Genomic DNA, 16570 nt, shown 5'->3' on the forward strand with positions numbered 1-16570 from the left:
GAATAGGTTTTTTTTCGTATTTTTAACGACTTATTAAGAATTAATCTAAAAAAAACTATTCTAATGAAATTAAAATTAACTTTATTGTCTTTGTTAATGGCAGTTGTTGGAACTACTTTATACGCCCAACAGACAGGCGTACAAGGCGCAAGTGGTTCTGGTTTTCTAGCAGATCCTATTATTGTACCAAGTATTGCAAAACAAATTCAAGATGGAAGCTTTGTGCCTGCGGAGACGGAATACCGTGAAGCCCCGCCTAAACGCCAGTATTTAAATCCTATTGTTCCTGGAAAGGGAAGTAGTGGTCCAGATTTGGCCTTACAAACCAATCCGCCAACGCGCCAAGGGGGTGCGCCTTTTTTAACTTTTGATGCAGATACAACTCCACAGGCTGGTGTTACTGATCCAACAGGAGCTATTGGTCCTAACCATTATGTGGCAGCATGGAACTTTAGTTTCCGTATTTTTGATCGTGATGGGAACCCTTTAACTCCAGAGGCATCCTTGGCTAGTATTTTCCCAGGGAACGCCATTGGAGACCCTATTATTATTTATGATCAATTAGCAGATCGCTTTTTGATTACAGAATTTGACAGCAATCCTAATGGATTTAACGTTGCAGTTTCCCAAGGTCCAGACCCAGTAAACGATGGCTGGTATGTATATACAACTGGATTTGGCACAGGATCATTTCCAGATTATACTAAATTTTCTGTATGGCCAGATGGTTATTATGTAACTGCAAATGTTGGTACTCGTAGAGTGTATGCTGTAGAACGCGAGAAGATGTTAGTGGGAGAAGCTGCTCAGTTTCAGGATTTTCAACTAGGAGGAATTTCAACTTTTGGATTTTATAGCCCTCAAGGTTCTCACGTAACTGCAGGTTCTCATCCTGAGTTTGGTGATTTTACCGTTGCCTATATGCAAGACGACGCCTGGTCTGGAGTGTCCAACGACCATATAAAATTGTGGACTATCAATACAGATTGGGAAACGCCTTCAAACTCTACAATCTCATCGCCACAACAATTGGATGTTGCAGATTTTATTGGAGTGTTTGACAATGGAAGTTTCTCTAACCTACAACAACCAAACGGAGTTAGTATAGATGCATTACAGGCTACTGTGATGAACCAAATGCAATACCGACAATTTTTAGATTACAATTCACTTGTATTAAACTGGGTTGTAGATACAGATCCAACAGGAGGAGAACTAGCAGGAGTACGATGGTATGAACTTCGTCAAACCGCGGCTGGACAACCTTGGACTATTTTTCAAGAAGGTACGTACACCACAGGAGATCCTATCCGTCACGCATTTTCTGCAAGTATGGCCATGGATATCTATGGAAACATAGGGATGGCATATTCTTCAGTAAGTACAGCCCAAAGTTTGTCTATTCGGTATACAGGTAGATTAAATGGAGACCCAGTAGGCAATATGACTATTGCAGAGAGTTTAATCGCACAGAGTACTTCCAATAGTTCTGGTAGTAGAGTAGCAGATTATGTTCACCTAACAGTAGATCCAGTTAGTGATAGAGATTTTTGGCATATTGCTGAATATTTCAACCCAAACCGTCGTGATGTAGTAGGAGCTTTTAACTTAAATAATCCTATTGCTGCAAATGATGTTGCTATTGTTAATATTACACCAGACAGTGGGGAACTTACAGCCTCAGAAGAAATTACTGTAACAATAGAAAATTATGGGACAACTGCTCAAACAAGTATTCCAGTAAGTTATAATGTTGATGGCGGTACTGCGGTATCTGAAACATATAGTGGTTCAATAGCTCCAGGAGCAACAGATACCTATACTTTTACCGTGCCAGCAGATTTGTCCGGAACTAATCAATTATATAGAATTGAAGCTCGTACAGAATTAGCTGGTGACAATTTTGAGCCTAATGATTTTTATGGAGAAAATATAAGAAATCAGGGTGAAATACTTTCTGTAACCGACTTAGAGATTGGTAATTCTGAACTTATAGTGTATTCTAAGGATAATAAAGTATTCAATATTGTACTTAACACTACCTACGATAAAGTACTGCCTCTTACAGTGTACGATGTAACAGGAAAGCAAATTGTATTTAACAATATAGTTAATGAAAATAATAAATATTCATACAAGCTTGATATGTCTTATATGGCAGCAGGTGTATATTTAGTTAATGTTGGAAGAGGAGCAGTTCAAAAAACTGCGAAAATTATTGTAAAATAATTCGCTCTATATGTTTATAAAAAAAGGAGGCGCAACTGCGCCTCCTTTTTAATTTTACAAAATCTTCTTTTACATACTTTGTATTTCTTCTATACTAACAGGGTTTGCCTTTACACATCTGTTGGCCATGCGAAGTGGTCTATATTTATACCATACTTTCATTCCATCTTTCTTGAAGTTATCTCCCATGTCGATTGGGTCGTACATAACTTTATCTCCATCTATTTCAGAAGAAATTACATACGGGCAATCTCCTTCCGCTGTGGAGGCTACAATAGTTCCCATCGTAAAGCCATTGGCCATCATTTTTTTAGTATCTGCCATAATGGTTTCAGATTCAGTATCATTTTTGGATGTTTTACCAGAAGTACAGGAAAATGTTACCACTAAAACAAGCAAGACTACAAATGTTTTTAAAATTTTCATTAGTTATTTTTTAAGTTTTTGTGGTGTTAAAATACAAAATATGTGCCGTATGCTAGAGATTTCTTTTTTTTTATTTTGAAACATATCTTTAATAATCCTACTAAGAGCCTGACATTTTATACCTAAAAATAAGCTCTTAATTGCACACTTCCAGTATGTACTGTTTTGGTATCCTTACTTTTTCTTCCGAAATAAGAGAGATTCGCGTCCAAATACTTAGTAATTCGTTTTTGTAATAAAAGACTCCAGGTGAAATTGGTTCCTGGCTGCAATCCTTCTAACATTTGGTAGGCAACAGGAGAAAAAGCACTGCCTGTAAAGTCATTATTTATATACGTAAACTCCCCGTTTAAGGAAATTTTCTGAGCATTTGTATAGCTAAAAGAAGTCCCTATTTTTTGCTGATTCAATTGCTCCATGGCACCTAGGCTGTTTTCTTCATTCATAAACTGATAAAAAACATCAAACCTGGTAGAACGGTTCAATAAATAAGAAACCTTTGGGTTTACCTCGTAATTATCCAGGAAAAAATTACGTCCGGGAAAACTCTCCGAAGTACTTTCATTAGTGCCCAAAGCCCCGCGCATAGTCAATAACCAGGACTCCCAAAACTTGTGGTTAAAGTTTAGTTGATGGTTCTCTAGCTTGTTAGACTGTAATCCAACGGACAGCAAGTTGTCTGAAGAAGTCGTTACATAGGTGTACCCCGTAGTGTAATTCTGCTTGCCACGATTAAAGAAAAGCGCGTTTCTAAAGTTCGAATTTAAGCCCAACTGGTCTTCATTTCCATCCAGAAATGGGTTGAGGTTAAAGCCATCGTTACGTCTGCGAACTTTACGGTTTAACACATACGATGTTTGGTTGTAAAATTTAGAAAGCACTTTTAAAAACCCCTCCTTGTTTGCCCAGGCCTGTGGATCCAGCGTAATAATCTGGCTGAACTTATTTTCTCTAATTTTTATAAAAACCTGATTAGGCAATAAAATACGCACATAGTCCGCCTGATCCTGAAACTGCGCTACCTCAAACTCATCCAGTTCCTGTATGCCGTTGTTATTATAATCTATCCAGGTAAAAATTCCCTGTCCAGGATCTACTTGGGTATATGTAAACTCCTGTTGCGGCAGCACTCCGTTGTTCGCTTCCAAAACCGTATTAAAACGTATGCCATTCTTTAAAATATTCTGGGTGTAGAGAATTCTGGAGTTTAAGGACTTTTCGGTTGCTTCCGTAGTAGGATTGTTGAAAGGTTTCAGCTCACGGTAATTGGCAAAGACGGAAAGTTGGGTATTGGCAGAATTCAGTAATTTCGATTTAAGAAAATAAGTGTTTGCCGTATTCACTTTTACTAATTGGTTAAACTGAACACTGTCTGTCACCCTATTCCTATACCCCACTTCGGCATATACTTGTGTGCTGTCTCCAATCCCAATAAAAGCTTCATATTCCGAATAGCGCTGGCTTACAAAACTTAAACTGTCATTCCTAGTTTCGGTTACCTGGTTATCTTCCGTACTTATCTTGCCACCAACCCAGGCTTTTTTAAACCCATATACGGAAGTATGGTGAAACCGATAAAATTTGGATTGCAAGCTATCGCTCTCGCTATCTAAAATACTTCCATTGGTATAGGTTCGTAATTTTTTAAACCGTAAATTTCCATTCACCACATGACGTGTTCCTGAAAAGTTTTCAGAAAAGTCCAAATTCTGAAAGGTATATTGGGCACTTCCCAATGTTGGTGAATTTAACTCAAAACCTCCAATAACAAATCGTTGGTCACCTTCAGGATCTATCAAGTTCCAGTCACGGCTAAATTCAATATTATATAAGCGTTCTATGGTTCTGAAATCTCTGTTTATAAAATCTAAAGAACCAATAGCATCTACTTTTAGGGTGTCTGCAGAGGTGAAAATAGTTTGTCTTGCGTCCAACCTTCCTGCAAAACCATCGTTATTGCTGTCTTCTATGTCTGAAAATAGGTTAAGATCATTCTGGCTACCCGCAACTTCAAAATTAAGGGTTGTTTTTTCGGTAGGACGGTAGCTTCCATTTAAACCACCTATTTGTAACTTAGTAGGGGCATTTAATTGAATAATGGGCTCATAATTTCCTTGAAGCACACCGTCTATAGGAGGTCTATATTCAAAAATCCGACTTATAGCATTTTGGTCGCTAATGATATAATTACCTAAATTATCTCCTACCAATGAAAACCGAACGCTAAATAGATCGTCTTCAGGATTGTTAGAGAAAACAAAAATTTCATCGCCGTTGGGAGCTGTTTCTTTTGTGTATAAAATTTTATTTTCAGAAAAGGTATCGGCTACGGCAGAAGGTGCGACCATTTGGTCCATGTCATCGCCCGCTGCTTGTAGAATAGCAACTTGCTCTTCAGATAAATTTTGCTGAAGCGGCTGGTTTTTAGCATCGCTTTCAGAATATACATATACACCCAAATCTAACTTCTCGCTGGTGTAATTGCCACCTCCATAGCCAATAAAACGCGTGTAGTTTCGATCTGTAAATTGATATTCTACCGAAATTCGCATGTTGGACGTAATGGGATATGTGGAATTAAATTTTATTTCACCCGCATTATAATCTATCACATAATCGGCATTTTCGCCTCGTTCCAATAAAAGTCCATTTACGTACACCCGTTCACTACCCGAAACAATTAAAATAAACAATTCGCCATTGGGTCCCACCAATTTGTAGGGTCCCTGATTTCCTTCTTGTCCTGTAAACTGGCTTCGCTGAAAAACACCTCTCACTAATGCGCCAGCAGCAAAGGCATTTGTTTTGGCATCTTCAGAGTGATTAATAGTGCCACCCAAAGCAATTCCCTGTACTTTTTTTATAAAACGTCCAAAGTAACTGTTGTTGTTTTCAAGATCTACATCTCCAGCACGTATGTTCCAAGTATCGCTATAGAGTTCTATAAAGATTTGATCAAACTCGTCCAGACTTTGCGAATAACCGCCTTGCTGCGTTGGAATATTAGCATCTTGAATGGAGGCGCGAATAGAAACTTTGTCATTTAATTTGCCGGTAATCTGCAGGTCCAATTCGCTGCTCACCACAGCATTTTGATTGTTTCCAATGGTAACACCACGAGAGATACTTCCCACCGTGTTAAGTCCGTCAAAGGGTTTAAAGATTCTACTATCGTTTCCTTGTTCTAGCGAATAAAGCCGATCTATAGCTCCCGTATTTTCAATAATGAGTTTGGGGTCGAAGGTGTAATAATCGCGCGTTAGGAATTGTGGGTATTTTAAGTAATTTATCGTGATAGAATCGTTTGCAGTAGCTTTTTCGGTATAAAACAAGGTGCCTGTTCTAAAGTCTATGGTATATGCTGAAGTGTCTATTTTTTTTCCAGCGGCATTAAAAATTTCAAAAAGACGAGGATTAATACTCACGGTATCTACCTTAATAGTGTCTCGGACTGCAACTTTCTTAGTGCGGTAATTGGAAGTTGTTTCCTGCGCCACACCCATAGTGACGGTACAAATACACAGAAAAAACAACAAATACTTCATAGGTGTACAAACGTAACGCTGAAACTTCAATTTTGTTGATTGTTTTTTGAAAACCTTTCAGCAAAGTAGTCGTGTAAAAATACAATAGTATTTAAATTGCGTTCACAATTTCTTCGTGAAACACTGTGCTCTTATGTGGCCCTGTGAAACATTTTGCGATGAGTTGAGTTATAAACTTCCGAAGATAAAAACATGAAAATAATCTCTTACAACGTAAACGGTATACGCGCAGCCATGCGCAAAGGATTTCTGGAATGGCTGCAAAGTGCAGATCCGGATGTAATTTGTATTCAAGAAACAAAAGCGAATAGAGACCAGGTGGCTGTAGCCGAAATTGAAGCAGCAGGGTATCCGTTTCATTATTGGTTTAGTGCACAAAAGAAGGGGTATAGTGGTGTTGCTATTTTCTGTAAAACGGAGCCAAACCACGTAGCATATGGAACAGGTATAGAAAGCATGGATTTTGAAGGCCGTAACATTCGGGTAGATTATGATCACGTCTCAGTTATGAGTTTGTATTTGCCAAGCGGAACTAATATTGCTCGTTTGGAACATAAGTTTGAGTTTATGGGTCTCTTTCAACACTATGTAAACCAATTAAAAAAGGAAATTCCTAACTTAATTATTTGTGGCGATTATAATATTTGTCATAAGGCTATTGACATACACGACCCAGTGCGCAATAAAAATGTATCGGGATTCTTGCCCGTGGAGCGAGAATGGATTGGTAATTTTATAGACAGTGGGTTTATAGATAGTTTTCGTCATTTCAACAAGGAGCCAGATAATTATACTTGGTGGAGTTACCGTGCCAATTCTCGCGCTAATAACAAGGGCTGGCGGATAGATTATAATATGGTGGCACAACCCTTACAAGAAAACCTTACAAGAGCCGTTATATTACCCAACGCTTACCATAGCGATCATTGTCCGTTGTTGGTAGAGCTTCAATTTTAATACAAATTATTGTTAAACTGAATTCAATCCTTTAAAGGAGCCAGGGAAATTTTCCTTCCTGGTTTTAAATATGTATCCAAAAATGAAAAACCTACTTATTCTATTATGCCTTGCAACAGTTCTATCCAGTTGTGTCTCCTCACAGGTATACGATGAACTAAAAGATAATAACGAAACCCTGCGCTCCGAGAATGAAGCACTTATGGCTAGATTGGATGGTACAAGCAATTCCAGTACCGACGTGTATACGGTAGCCAACCTTGAAAAGAAATTGGCCGATGGTGTTGCTGAAAAAACACGTTTGGCAATGGAACTTGCCGCTACCAAAGTGACTATGGCGACTTTACAAGCTTCGTATGATGCGTTGGAAGCAAACAGTTCTGAAGCATTAACCGAAAATCTAGCCCGAAACCGAAAGCTGTTACAACAATTAGAAGCCAAAGAAAAAGCATTAGCTGAAGAAGAAGCTCGACTAAAAATTTTAGAGAAAAAATTAAAAGACAGATCGAAACGCGTAGAGGAATTAGAAGGAATTATTGCTTCAAAAGATGCTAAAATGCGTGCGTTAAAAGATGCTATTTCTGCCGCACTTACCAATTTTGAAGGCAATGGTCTTACGGTAGAGCAGCGGGACGGTAAAGTATATGTATCTATGGAAAATAAGTTGCTGTTTGATAGTGGAAGCTGGGCAGTGAATAGTCGTGGTCGCCAAGCAGTAGAGCAATTGGGGCAAGTACTGGCAAAAAATACAGAGATAGCCGTCCTTATTGAAGGGCATACAGATAATGTGCCCTATGGTGGCAACGGTGCTATAAAAGATAACTGGGATCTTTCTACCAAGCGCGCTACTGCTATTGTGAATATCCTTACCGAAAACAACAACATCCCAAAAGATAATTTAACGGCAGCAGGAAGAGGTGAATACGCACCCATCGCACCCAATACCACAACCGAAGGAAAAGCCAAAAACCGAAGAATTGAAGTAATCTTAACCCCAAAGTTAGATGAAATCAATAAATTGTTGAACGATATGTAATTGGTTCTTAAACCTGTCAAAAGCATTCCAACCCAGCCTTCCCCCGGAATAAATTCGTTGCAGGCTCTTAAAAGGGATGAAGCTAAAGTCTTCCGCCGTGGCGGAGAGGTTTACAGGGATGTAGAGCCAGTGATTAAATGAAGCAGCGTTAAACTTAATAAACAATAGAAAATAAAGAGTGCGTCAGCAATCGGAATAACTAATATGAAATACACCAACCTCCCAAATACCAGTCTAAAAGTGAGCAAGATTTGCTTGGGCACCATGACCTTCGGAAATCAGAATACCGAAACAGATGCACACCAGCAATTGGACTTTGCCATTGAAAAAGGAATAAATTTTATAGATACTGCCGAGATGTATGCCGTTCCCGCAGATCCCAACACACAAGGGCTTACTGAAAAATACATCGGTTCGTGGCTTGCGAAATCTGGAAAACGAAAGGATGTAATAGTAACATCCAAAATAACGGGACCTTCGCGCGGACTTCACCATATTCGTGAACAATTAGATTTTAGCGTACCCTCTTTGGAAGATGCTTTACATAAAAGTCTAAAGCGTCTGCAGACCGATTATTTAGATGTATATCAATTGCACTGGCCGGAACGTGCCGTAAATATTTTTGGTGTAAGAGACTATAGTCACAGTGAAAATGAGCGTTGGAATGATACGATTTCCGAAACACTAGCGCGATTGGAAGCCTTTGTAAAAGAAGGCAAAGTGCGTTATATAGGATTAAGTAACGAAACACCATTTGGCGTGATGCGCTACATGGAAGAACACCGAAAAGGAAAACTGAAAATGGTTTCGGTACAAAATGCGTACAGTTTATTGCAACGTAGAGACGAAGTAGGGTTAACCGAAGTGCTGCAAATGGAAAATATAGGCTATTTAGTGTACTCCCCATTGGCTTTCGGAATGTTAACAGGAAAATATTTAAAGGGACAAAAACCTGCGAATGGCCGGATAACAATGTATCCTAACTATTCTAGGTATAGTTCAGAAAGTTCTATGAAAGCCACTACGGCCTATCAGGAAATTGCGCAAACTCATGGATTAAGTCTTACTCAAATGGCCTTGGCGTTTGTAAACCAGCAGCCGTTTGTTACCTCAACAATCATTGGAGCCACTAGTTTAGAGCAACTTTCAGAAAATATAGGAAGTGTGGACGTGACGCTTTCCGAAGAAATTTTAAAAGAGATTCAAAGCGTTCACGAGCGTATGCCAAATCCTGCGCCTTGATTTTGAGTAAGCAGTCTCACTGGCAGTTTGCAGAAATTTATTTTTCAGCTAACAGCTAACAGCTAACAGCTAACAGCTAACAGCTAACAGCTAATAGCTAACAGCTAACAGCTAATTAGTGGAGAGTATAAACGCTGCTGGAAATTTCTCTTTAATTTCTAGCAATGCTCTGTCTGCTTCCAAACGCGATGCAAAGTCGCCAGCCCATATTTTATAATTTGGAGTTTCATATTCGAGTGAAGCGGGCCAAGCTGTGTAGCTCGCTCTATACCTGCTTAGAACAGAATTTGCTTTGGTAAGCTCGCCATAATACAATTGTATGGTGAATCCATCTCCCAGTTTATTATCTTTTTCTAATTCTTTTTTCAAATGTAACAATTCAGGGATTTTACTATCTTGGTGCACGGTTACAGTAGCTTGTTGTGCAAAAGATATTTCAGAAGAAAAAGCAAGTAAAATGCTGAATATGAATATTTTGAATAGATGTGATTTTTTCATAGTGCTGTTTTGTGAATACAAAGGTAAAACCTAATAACCATTTTGCCTTCAATTTTATTATTTAGAATTAGTATAAATTACGCCTTAACAGTTTATTTGGATTTAGAAAATAAACATAAACACGTACTTTTGCACAGTTATTTAAGGCACTTAATAACACGCTAGCAACAGTAGTAACAATAACTAATTATGTGCCAAAGTATTGCCAATAATCAACTCTTAGTATGCAAAAGGTGAAGTTTATAAATCTACCCTCAATAGTATCTCTCTTACTGTTGGCAGTCCTGCTAACGTTTTCAAACAATACATCTGCTCAAGAAGGTGCGGTGCAAGATGGCACAGTGCAAGAAGGAGCGGCCGATACTGCAGACGAAGCAGATCAAACTACCGCAGCAACTCCTGCGGCAGATGGCGTTGGAGATGCAGAAGCTGGAGAAGCATTGTTTAAAGCAAATTGTGCAGCTTGTCATAAGTTGTACAAAAAATCTACAGGACCCCTATTATTTGAAATTTCAAAAAAATACGATCGTGCTTGGTTGTACAAGTGGATTAACAATAGTGCTGCCCTAATTGCTTCTGGAGATGCGCAGGCAATTAAAGTATTTGAAGAAAATAATAAATCGCCCATGACGGCTTTCCCGGGATTGAGCGAAACCGATATTGATAATATTTTAGCCTATACCGATACTCCAAAAGCTGAAGCACCAGTTGCAGCTGGTGGAGGACCTGCTGTTAATGGTGAAGGTGGCGCTGGTGTTTCAAACAATATCATTTTAGGGGCACTGGCTTTAGTGTTCTTGTTATTGGTGGTAATGCTGGTTTTGGTAAACAAGACCTTAAAGAAAATTGCGGCAGCCAACGGTGTTGTGTATGAAGAGAAAGAAAAGCGCACACCATTATGGAGGGTATTTGCTGAAAATCAATTTTTAGTACTGGTTACTTCTATATTCTTATTGCTATCTGCCGCTTACTTTATGTATGGATACTTTATGCAGGTAGGAGTGGATCAAGGATACGCTCCGGTACAACCTATTCATTATTCGCACAGAATTCACGCAGGTGAAAACCAGATAGACTGTAAGTACTGTCACTCTTCAGCTAGAAAGAGTAAAACTTCTGGGATTCCTTCATTGAATGTGTGTATGAACTGTCATAAAAATATTTCAGAAGTTTCTGAAGATACCTACGCAATGGGTCAGGAAGAGTACGGGGTTGACTACAATAAAGAAATTAAAAAATTATACAAAGCAGTAGGTTGGGATGAAACTACCCAGGCATATACGGGTGAAACCGAGCCTGTGAAGTGGGTTCGTATTCACAACTTACCAGATTTTGCATATTTCAACCACTCGCAACACGTTACCGTTGCCGGAGTTGATTGTCAGACCTGTCACGGACCTGTTGAAGAAATGGAAATTATGGAGCAGTTCTCACCTCTTACCATGGGGTGGTGTATTAACTGTCACCGTGAGACCAACGTGAATGTTGCAGGAAACGAATATTATAAAGATATCCACGACCAGCTTTCGAAAAAGTATGGTGTCGATCAGTTAACAGCTGCTCAAATGGGTGGATTGGAATGTGGTAAGTGTCATTACTAAACGAAGTTTTGGTAATTTCTGCGAAAGCGGAAAACCTATATCACAACATTGAATAAAATAATAGAATAACTAGTGCAAAAATTTTAGATATACGATGTACGATTTACGAATGAAAAATCAAGCAATCGAAAATCGCACCTCTAAAATTGTAAATGAATAATATGGCATCAAACAAGAAATACTGGAAAAGTGTTGAAGAGCTAGACTCCTCTAGTTCGATTGTTGAAACGTTGAAGCAAAACGAATTTGTAGAACCAATTCCTACAGACGATTTTTTGGGAGACAAGGAAACTCTTGAAGCTTCATCAACAACACGTCGCGATTTCTTAAAATATGTAGGATTTTCTACAGCGGCTGCTTCTTTGGCTTCCTGTGAGGGTCCTGTAATTAAGTCGATACCTTACGTTATAGCTCCGGACGAGATTGTTCCTGGGGTTGCTAACTATTACGCTACCACCATGGCAGATGGGTTCGATTTTGCCAATGTACTGGTAAAGACACGTGAAGGTCGCCCAATTAAAATTGAAAGAAACGATCTTGCTAAAAGTGGAGGTAGTGTAAATGCACGAGTGCATGCTTCAGTATTGTCTATGTATGACAAGAACCGTGTACAAAACCCAATGATTGGTGGGAAAGATGTTACCTGGGATGAATTTGATGCTGCCGTAGCACAAAAAATGAATGAGATGAATGGTAAAGAGGTTGTGTTGTTAACGCAAACATTTGCCAGTCCATCTACTTCAAAATTAATTAAAGAATTTACTGCAAAATATACGAATGTACGTCACGTAATTTACGATGCCGTTTCTTCTTCGGAGGCGTTAGATGCTTTTCAGAATAAATACGGAACGAGAGCTTTGCCTGATTATGATTTTAGTAAGGCGGAAGTACTAGTTTCAGTTGGTGCCGATTTTATTGGCGACTGGCAAGGAGGCGGCTATGAAGCAGGGTATGCAAAAGGTCGTATTCCGAAGAACGGAAAAATGAGCAAGCACTACCAGTTTGAAGCCAATATGAGCTTAGCGGGTGCCAATGCAGATGTTCGTGTTCCAGTAACACCAACCCAGCAACTACAAGTTTTAAAAGCTTTAACCGGGGGTAGCGCTTCTGGATTGCCAGAAAACGTAGCTGCAGCGGTTGCAAAAGCAAAGTCACACTTGCAAAAAGCAGGAGGTAACGGAGTTATTATTACTAATTTACCAGATGTGCAAGCGCAATCAATGGTGTTAGATTATAATGCTGGTGGCCAGGTAATGGATACTGCAAAGCCTAGAATGACGGCTATGGGGAACACTCAGGAAGTTACGAAAGTGATGAACGGTGTTGTTTCAGGAAGTGTAAAAGGATTGATCACTGTTGGTGTAGATCCGGTATACTCCTTCCCGAATGCAGCATTTGCTGAAGCGTATAAGAATCTTGAAATGTCTATGGCATTTTCAATGAAGCCAGATGCCACAGCTTCGGCAGCGCAATTGGTTGCTGCTACGCCACACTATTTAGAGTCTTGGGGAGATGTGCAATTGAAGAAAGGATCCTTCAGTATTATGCAACCTACTATTAGACCTTTGTTTAATACAAGGCAATTTCAACAATGTTTGATACGTTGGACAGGGAATGGCGATAAAAAATACTACGACTATCTTAAAGAGTTTATGGAAGCTTCGGTACTGGGAACTAGTTCTTGGAACCAAGCTGTACATGACGGGATCGTTGAAAGTACTGCTGAAGTAACTACAGATGCAGATACTACGAATAGCAATAATTTAGAATTAGAAAGTTCAACCTCTAACGGAGCATTATCAAATGCAACGCAAAGCGGAGGAATGGAGCTTACCTTATATACGAAGACTGGATTAGGAAATGGAAATCAGGCCAGTAACCCTTGGTTACAGGAATTGCCAGATCCTATTACTAGAACGTCTTGGGATAACTATGTAACTGTTTCGGCGGTAGATGCTGCTGCAATGGGCTTAGAAAACTTCAATGTTGCCAATGGCGGATTGAACGGTAGCTACGTGAATGTAAAAATGAACGGTGTTACTGTAGAGAATGTTCCTGTGTTAATTCAGCCAGGACAAGCAAAAGGATCAATAGGTCTTGCGTTAGGATACGGGCAAACAGTAGGTCTTCAGGAAGAAATGCAAACAGGTGTAAATGCATACCAGTTATACACCAACTTTAGTGCGGTACAAACAGATGTAACCCTTGAAAAAGTTTCGGGTGTTCACGAATTTGCCTGTGTACAGTTGCACAATACCATGATGGGGCGTGATATTATTAAAGAAACGACCCTTGAGATTTTCAACACAAAAGATGTTCACGAATGGAACCCCGTTCCGGAAGTGTCTAAAGATCACGAAGAAATTTCTGTACGATCTGAAGATGCCGATCTTTGGACTAGCTTCGATCGTTCTATTGGACATCACTTCAATTTATCTATAGACTTAAATGCCTGTACTGGTTGTGGTGCGTGTGTGGTTGCCTGTCACGCAGAGAACAATGTTCCTGTAGTAGGGAAGGCCGAAATGCGTAAGAGTAGAGATATGCACTGGTTGCGTATTGACCGATACTATTCTTCTGAGGGTTCTTTTGAAGCAGATTTAGAGAAAAAAGAAAGTATTTCAGGATTGGGAAGTTCCCTTTCAGAATATGGCGAAATGGAACACCCATCTGCAAATCCGCAGGTAGCATTCCAGCCGGTAATGTGCCAGCACTGTAACCACGCTCCTTGTGAGACGGTTTGTCCGGTAGCTGCTACAAGTCACGGTCGCCAAGGACAAAACCATATGGCGTATAACCGTTGTGTGGGTACACGATACTGTGCAAACAACTGTCCATATAAAGTGCGTCGTTTTAACTGGTTTTTATATGCCGAAAATGATGAGTTTGATTACCACATGAACAATGATTTAGGTCGTATGGTATTAAACCCAGACGTGGTAGTGAGAAGCCGAGGTGTGATGGAAAAATGTTCTATGTGTATTCAAATGACACAGAAAACTATTCTTGATGCCAAGCGCGACGGAAGAAAAGTTAAAGAAGGTGAATTTAAAACAGCTTGTTCTGCAGCTTGTGAAACTGGAGCGATTGCTTTTGGTGACATTAATGTTGAAGATAGCGAAATTCACGAATTAAAAGAGAATAAACGTATGTACCACTTGTTGGAAGCCGTTGGAACAAAACCTAACGTATTCTATCATACCAAAGTGCGTAATACAAACGAAGCATAACTAACTAAGAAATAGATTATATAGATATGGCGTCGCATTACGAAGCACCTATTAGAAGACCCTTAGTTATAGGAGATAAAAGCTACCACGATGTTACTGTGGATGTGGCTGCTCCTGTGGAAGGTAAAGCCAATAAATCCTGGTGGATAGTATTCACCATTGCCTTAATCGCATTCTTGTGGGGAGTGGGTTGTATTATATACACCGTTTCAACAGGAATTGGAGTTTGGGGACTAAACCGAACCGTAAACTGGGCTTGGGATATTACCAACTTTGTATGGTGGGTAGGTATTGGTCACGCAGGAACATTGATTTCTGCGGTACTTTTATTATTCCGTCAAAAATGGAGAATGGCAATTAACCGTTCTGCAGAGGCGATGACCATCTTCTCGGTAATACAGGCAGGTTTGTTCCCAATTATTCACATGGGACGTCCTTGGTTGGCGTACTGGGTATTGCCTATTCCAAACCAGTTTGGTAGTTTATGGGTAAACTTTAACTCACCACTACTGTGGGATGTGTTTGCGATCTCTACGTACCTTTCGGTATCCTTAGTATTCTGGTGGACAGGATTACTTCCAGATTTCGCGATGATTCGTGATAGAGCGGTAACACCATTTACAAGACGTGTATACAGTATACTGTCCTTTGGATGGTCTGGTCGTGCAAAAGATTGGCAACGTTTTGAAGAAGTTTCTTTGGTATTGGCAGGTTTGGCAACTCCTTTGGTACTTTCGGTACACACCATTGTATCTTTTGACTTTGCTACGTCGGTAATACCAGGATGGCACACCACTATTTTCCCTCCGTACTTTGTTGCAGGAGCGATTTTCTCTGGATTTGCTATGGTAAACACACTTCTTATTATTATGAGAAAGGTGTCTAAGTTAGAAGATTATATTACTATTCAGCATATAGAACTCATGAACATTGTTATCATGTTAACGGGGTCTATTGTTGGGGTCGCCTACATCACCGAGCTTTTTATTGCTTGGTATTCTGGAGTGGAATATGAACAATACGCATTCTTAAACCGTGCTACCGGACCGTATTGGTGGGCATATTGGGCCATGATGTCGTGTAACGTATTCTCACCACAGTTTATGTGGTTCCCTAAATTGAGACGTAGTATTATGTTCTCTTTCTTTATTTCGATTGTTGTAAACATAGGAATGTGGTTTGAGCGTTTTGTTATTATCGTTACCTCATTACACCGTGATTACTTGCCATCGTCGTGGACAATGTTCTCGCCAACCTTCGTAGATATTGGTATCTTTATAGGAACTATTGGTTTCTTCTTTGTACTTTTCTTATTGTATGCAAGAACCTTCCCGGTAATTGCACAAGCTGAAATTAAATCTATCTTGAAAGGTTCAGGTAGCAAATACAAAAAAATGAGAGCAGAGCACGGAGATGATGTGAAGCATTATTCGCCCATTGTACGTGAGCCTGCGTCTAATGCTACACATATAGACGATACTACAAATGAAGATCATAACCCTATGATAAATGCAGATGCATTGGTGACTTCAGAATATCAAAAAGATCAATTAGATGCCATGCTGGAAAGATTGGGTAATTATGACCCAGCAACACAAAAAGCAGACAATCTTAAGAAAATAAGCGGTGTAGGACCGGTAATGGAACAGAAGTTACATCAATTGGGTATTTACACTTTTGACCAAGTAAGTAATATGACCGATGCAGATTATGACCTGTTAGATGAAATTATTGGTGAGTTTCCAGGACGAGCAAAACGCGACGACTGGGCAGGACAAGCCGCTAAACTAAAAAACAAAGCGTAAG

At 39.5% G+C, this 16570-nt stretch carries 10 protein-coding genes; 7 read left to right on the plus strand and 3 right to left on the minus strand.

Features of this window, described 5'->3' with window-relative positions; all coding sequences use genetic code 11:
- The first annotated feature begins 63 nt into the window (after positions 1 to 63).
- Positions 64 to 2229, plus strand: coding sequence for a T9SS type A sorting domain-containing protein (locus ACQ2HF_RS06000; RefSeq protein WP_432412620.1), 2166 nt, complete (start codon positions 64 to 66; stop codon positions 2227 to 2229).
- 69 nt (positions 2230 to 2298) lie between these two features.
- On the opposite strand, the gene ACQ2HF_RS06005 is transcribed toward ACQ2HF_RS06000, so the two are convergent.
- Positions 2299 to 2655, minus strand: coding sequence for a hypothetical protein (locus ACQ2HF_RS06005; RefSeq protein WP_432412621.1), 357 nt, complete (start codon positions 2653 to 2655; stop codon positions 2299 to 2301).
- A 122-nt stretch (positions 2656 to 2777) separates the two neighbouring features.
- Positions 2778 to 6200: a hypothetical protein gene (locus tag ACQ2HF_RS06010; protein WP_432412622.1), complete on the minus strand. Its 3423-nt coding sequence runs from the start codon at positions 6198 to 6200 to the stop codon at positions 2778 to 2780.
- Between the two features lie 192 nt (positions 6201 to 6392).
- Between ACQ2HF_RS06010 and ACQ2HF_RS06015 the strand changes: the two genes are divergently transcribed.
- The 3 genes from ACQ2HF_RS06015 to ACQ2HF_RS06025 all read left to right on the plus strand — a co-directional run bounded on the left by ACQ2HF_RS06015 (position 6393) and on the right by ACQ2HF_RS06025 (position 9435).
- Positions 6393 to 7157: an exodeoxyribonuclease III gene (locus ACQ2HF_RS06015; protein ID WP_432412623.1), complete on the plus strand. Its 765-nt coding sequence runs from the start codon at positions 6393 to 6395 to the stop codon at positions 7155 to 7157.
- An 82-nt stretch (positions 7158 to 7239) separates the two neighbouring features.
- Entirely contained in the window at positions 7240 to 8193 is a 954-nt protein-coding gene (locus ACQ2HF_RS06020) for an OmpA family protein (RefSeq protein ID WP_432412624.1), read from the plus strand.
- A gap of 204 nt (positions 8194 to 8397) precedes the next feature.
- The gene (locus ACQ2HF_RS06025; protein ID WP_432412625.1) at positions 8398 to 9435 is read left to right on the plus strand and encodes an NADP(H)-dependent aldo-keto reductase; all 1038 of its coding nucleotides are present in this window, start codon (positions 8398 to 8400) and stop codon (positions 9433 to 9435) included.
- A gap of 111 nt (positions 9436 to 9546) precedes the next feature.
- Here the strand turns inward: ACQ2HF_RS06025 and ACQ2HF_RS06030 are convergent, their stop codons facing one another.
- Complete coding sequence (locus ACQ2HF_RS06030; RefSeq protein ID WP_432412626.1) at positions 9547 to 9933, minus strand: SPOR domain-containing protein; 387 nt, start codon at positions 9931 to 9933, stop codon at positions 9547 to 9549.
- 224 nt (positions 9934 to 10157) lie between these two features.
- On the opposite strand from ACQ2HF_RS06030, the gene ACQ2HF_RS06035 reads away from it, so the two are divergent.
- From ACQ2HF_RS06035 to nrfD, 3 genes are all read left to right on the plus strand, one after another.
- The gene (locus tag ACQ2HF_RS06035; protein WP_432412627.1) at positions 10158 to 11534 is read left to right on the plus strand and encodes a cytochrome c3 family protein; all 1377 of its coding nucleotides are present in this window, start codon (positions 10158 to 10160) and stop codon (positions 11532 to 11534) included.
- Between the two features lie 161 nt (positions 11535 to 11695).
- Positions 11696 to 14764 (plus strand): TAT-variant-translocated molybdopterin oxidoreductase, encoded by a 3069-nt coding sequence (locus ACQ2HF_RS06040; protein ID WP_432412628.1) that lies wholly within the window; start codon positions 11696 to 11698, stop codon positions 14762 to 14764.
- A 26-nt stretch (positions 14765 to 14790) separates the two neighbouring features.
- Positions 14791 to 16569 (plus strand): NrfD/PsrC family molybdoenzyme membrane anchor subunit, encoded by a 1779-nt coding sequence (nrfD, locus tag ACQ2HF_RS06045; protein ID WP_432412629.1) that lies wholly within the window; start codon positions 14791 to 14793, stop codon positions 16567 to 16569.
- Position 16570: the final 1 nt, after the last annotated feature.

It is taken from the genome of Rasiella sp. SM2506 (assembly GCF_050859505.1).
GTDB lineage: Bacteria > Bacteroidota > Bacteroidia > Flavobacteriales > Flavobacteriaceae > Marinirhabdus.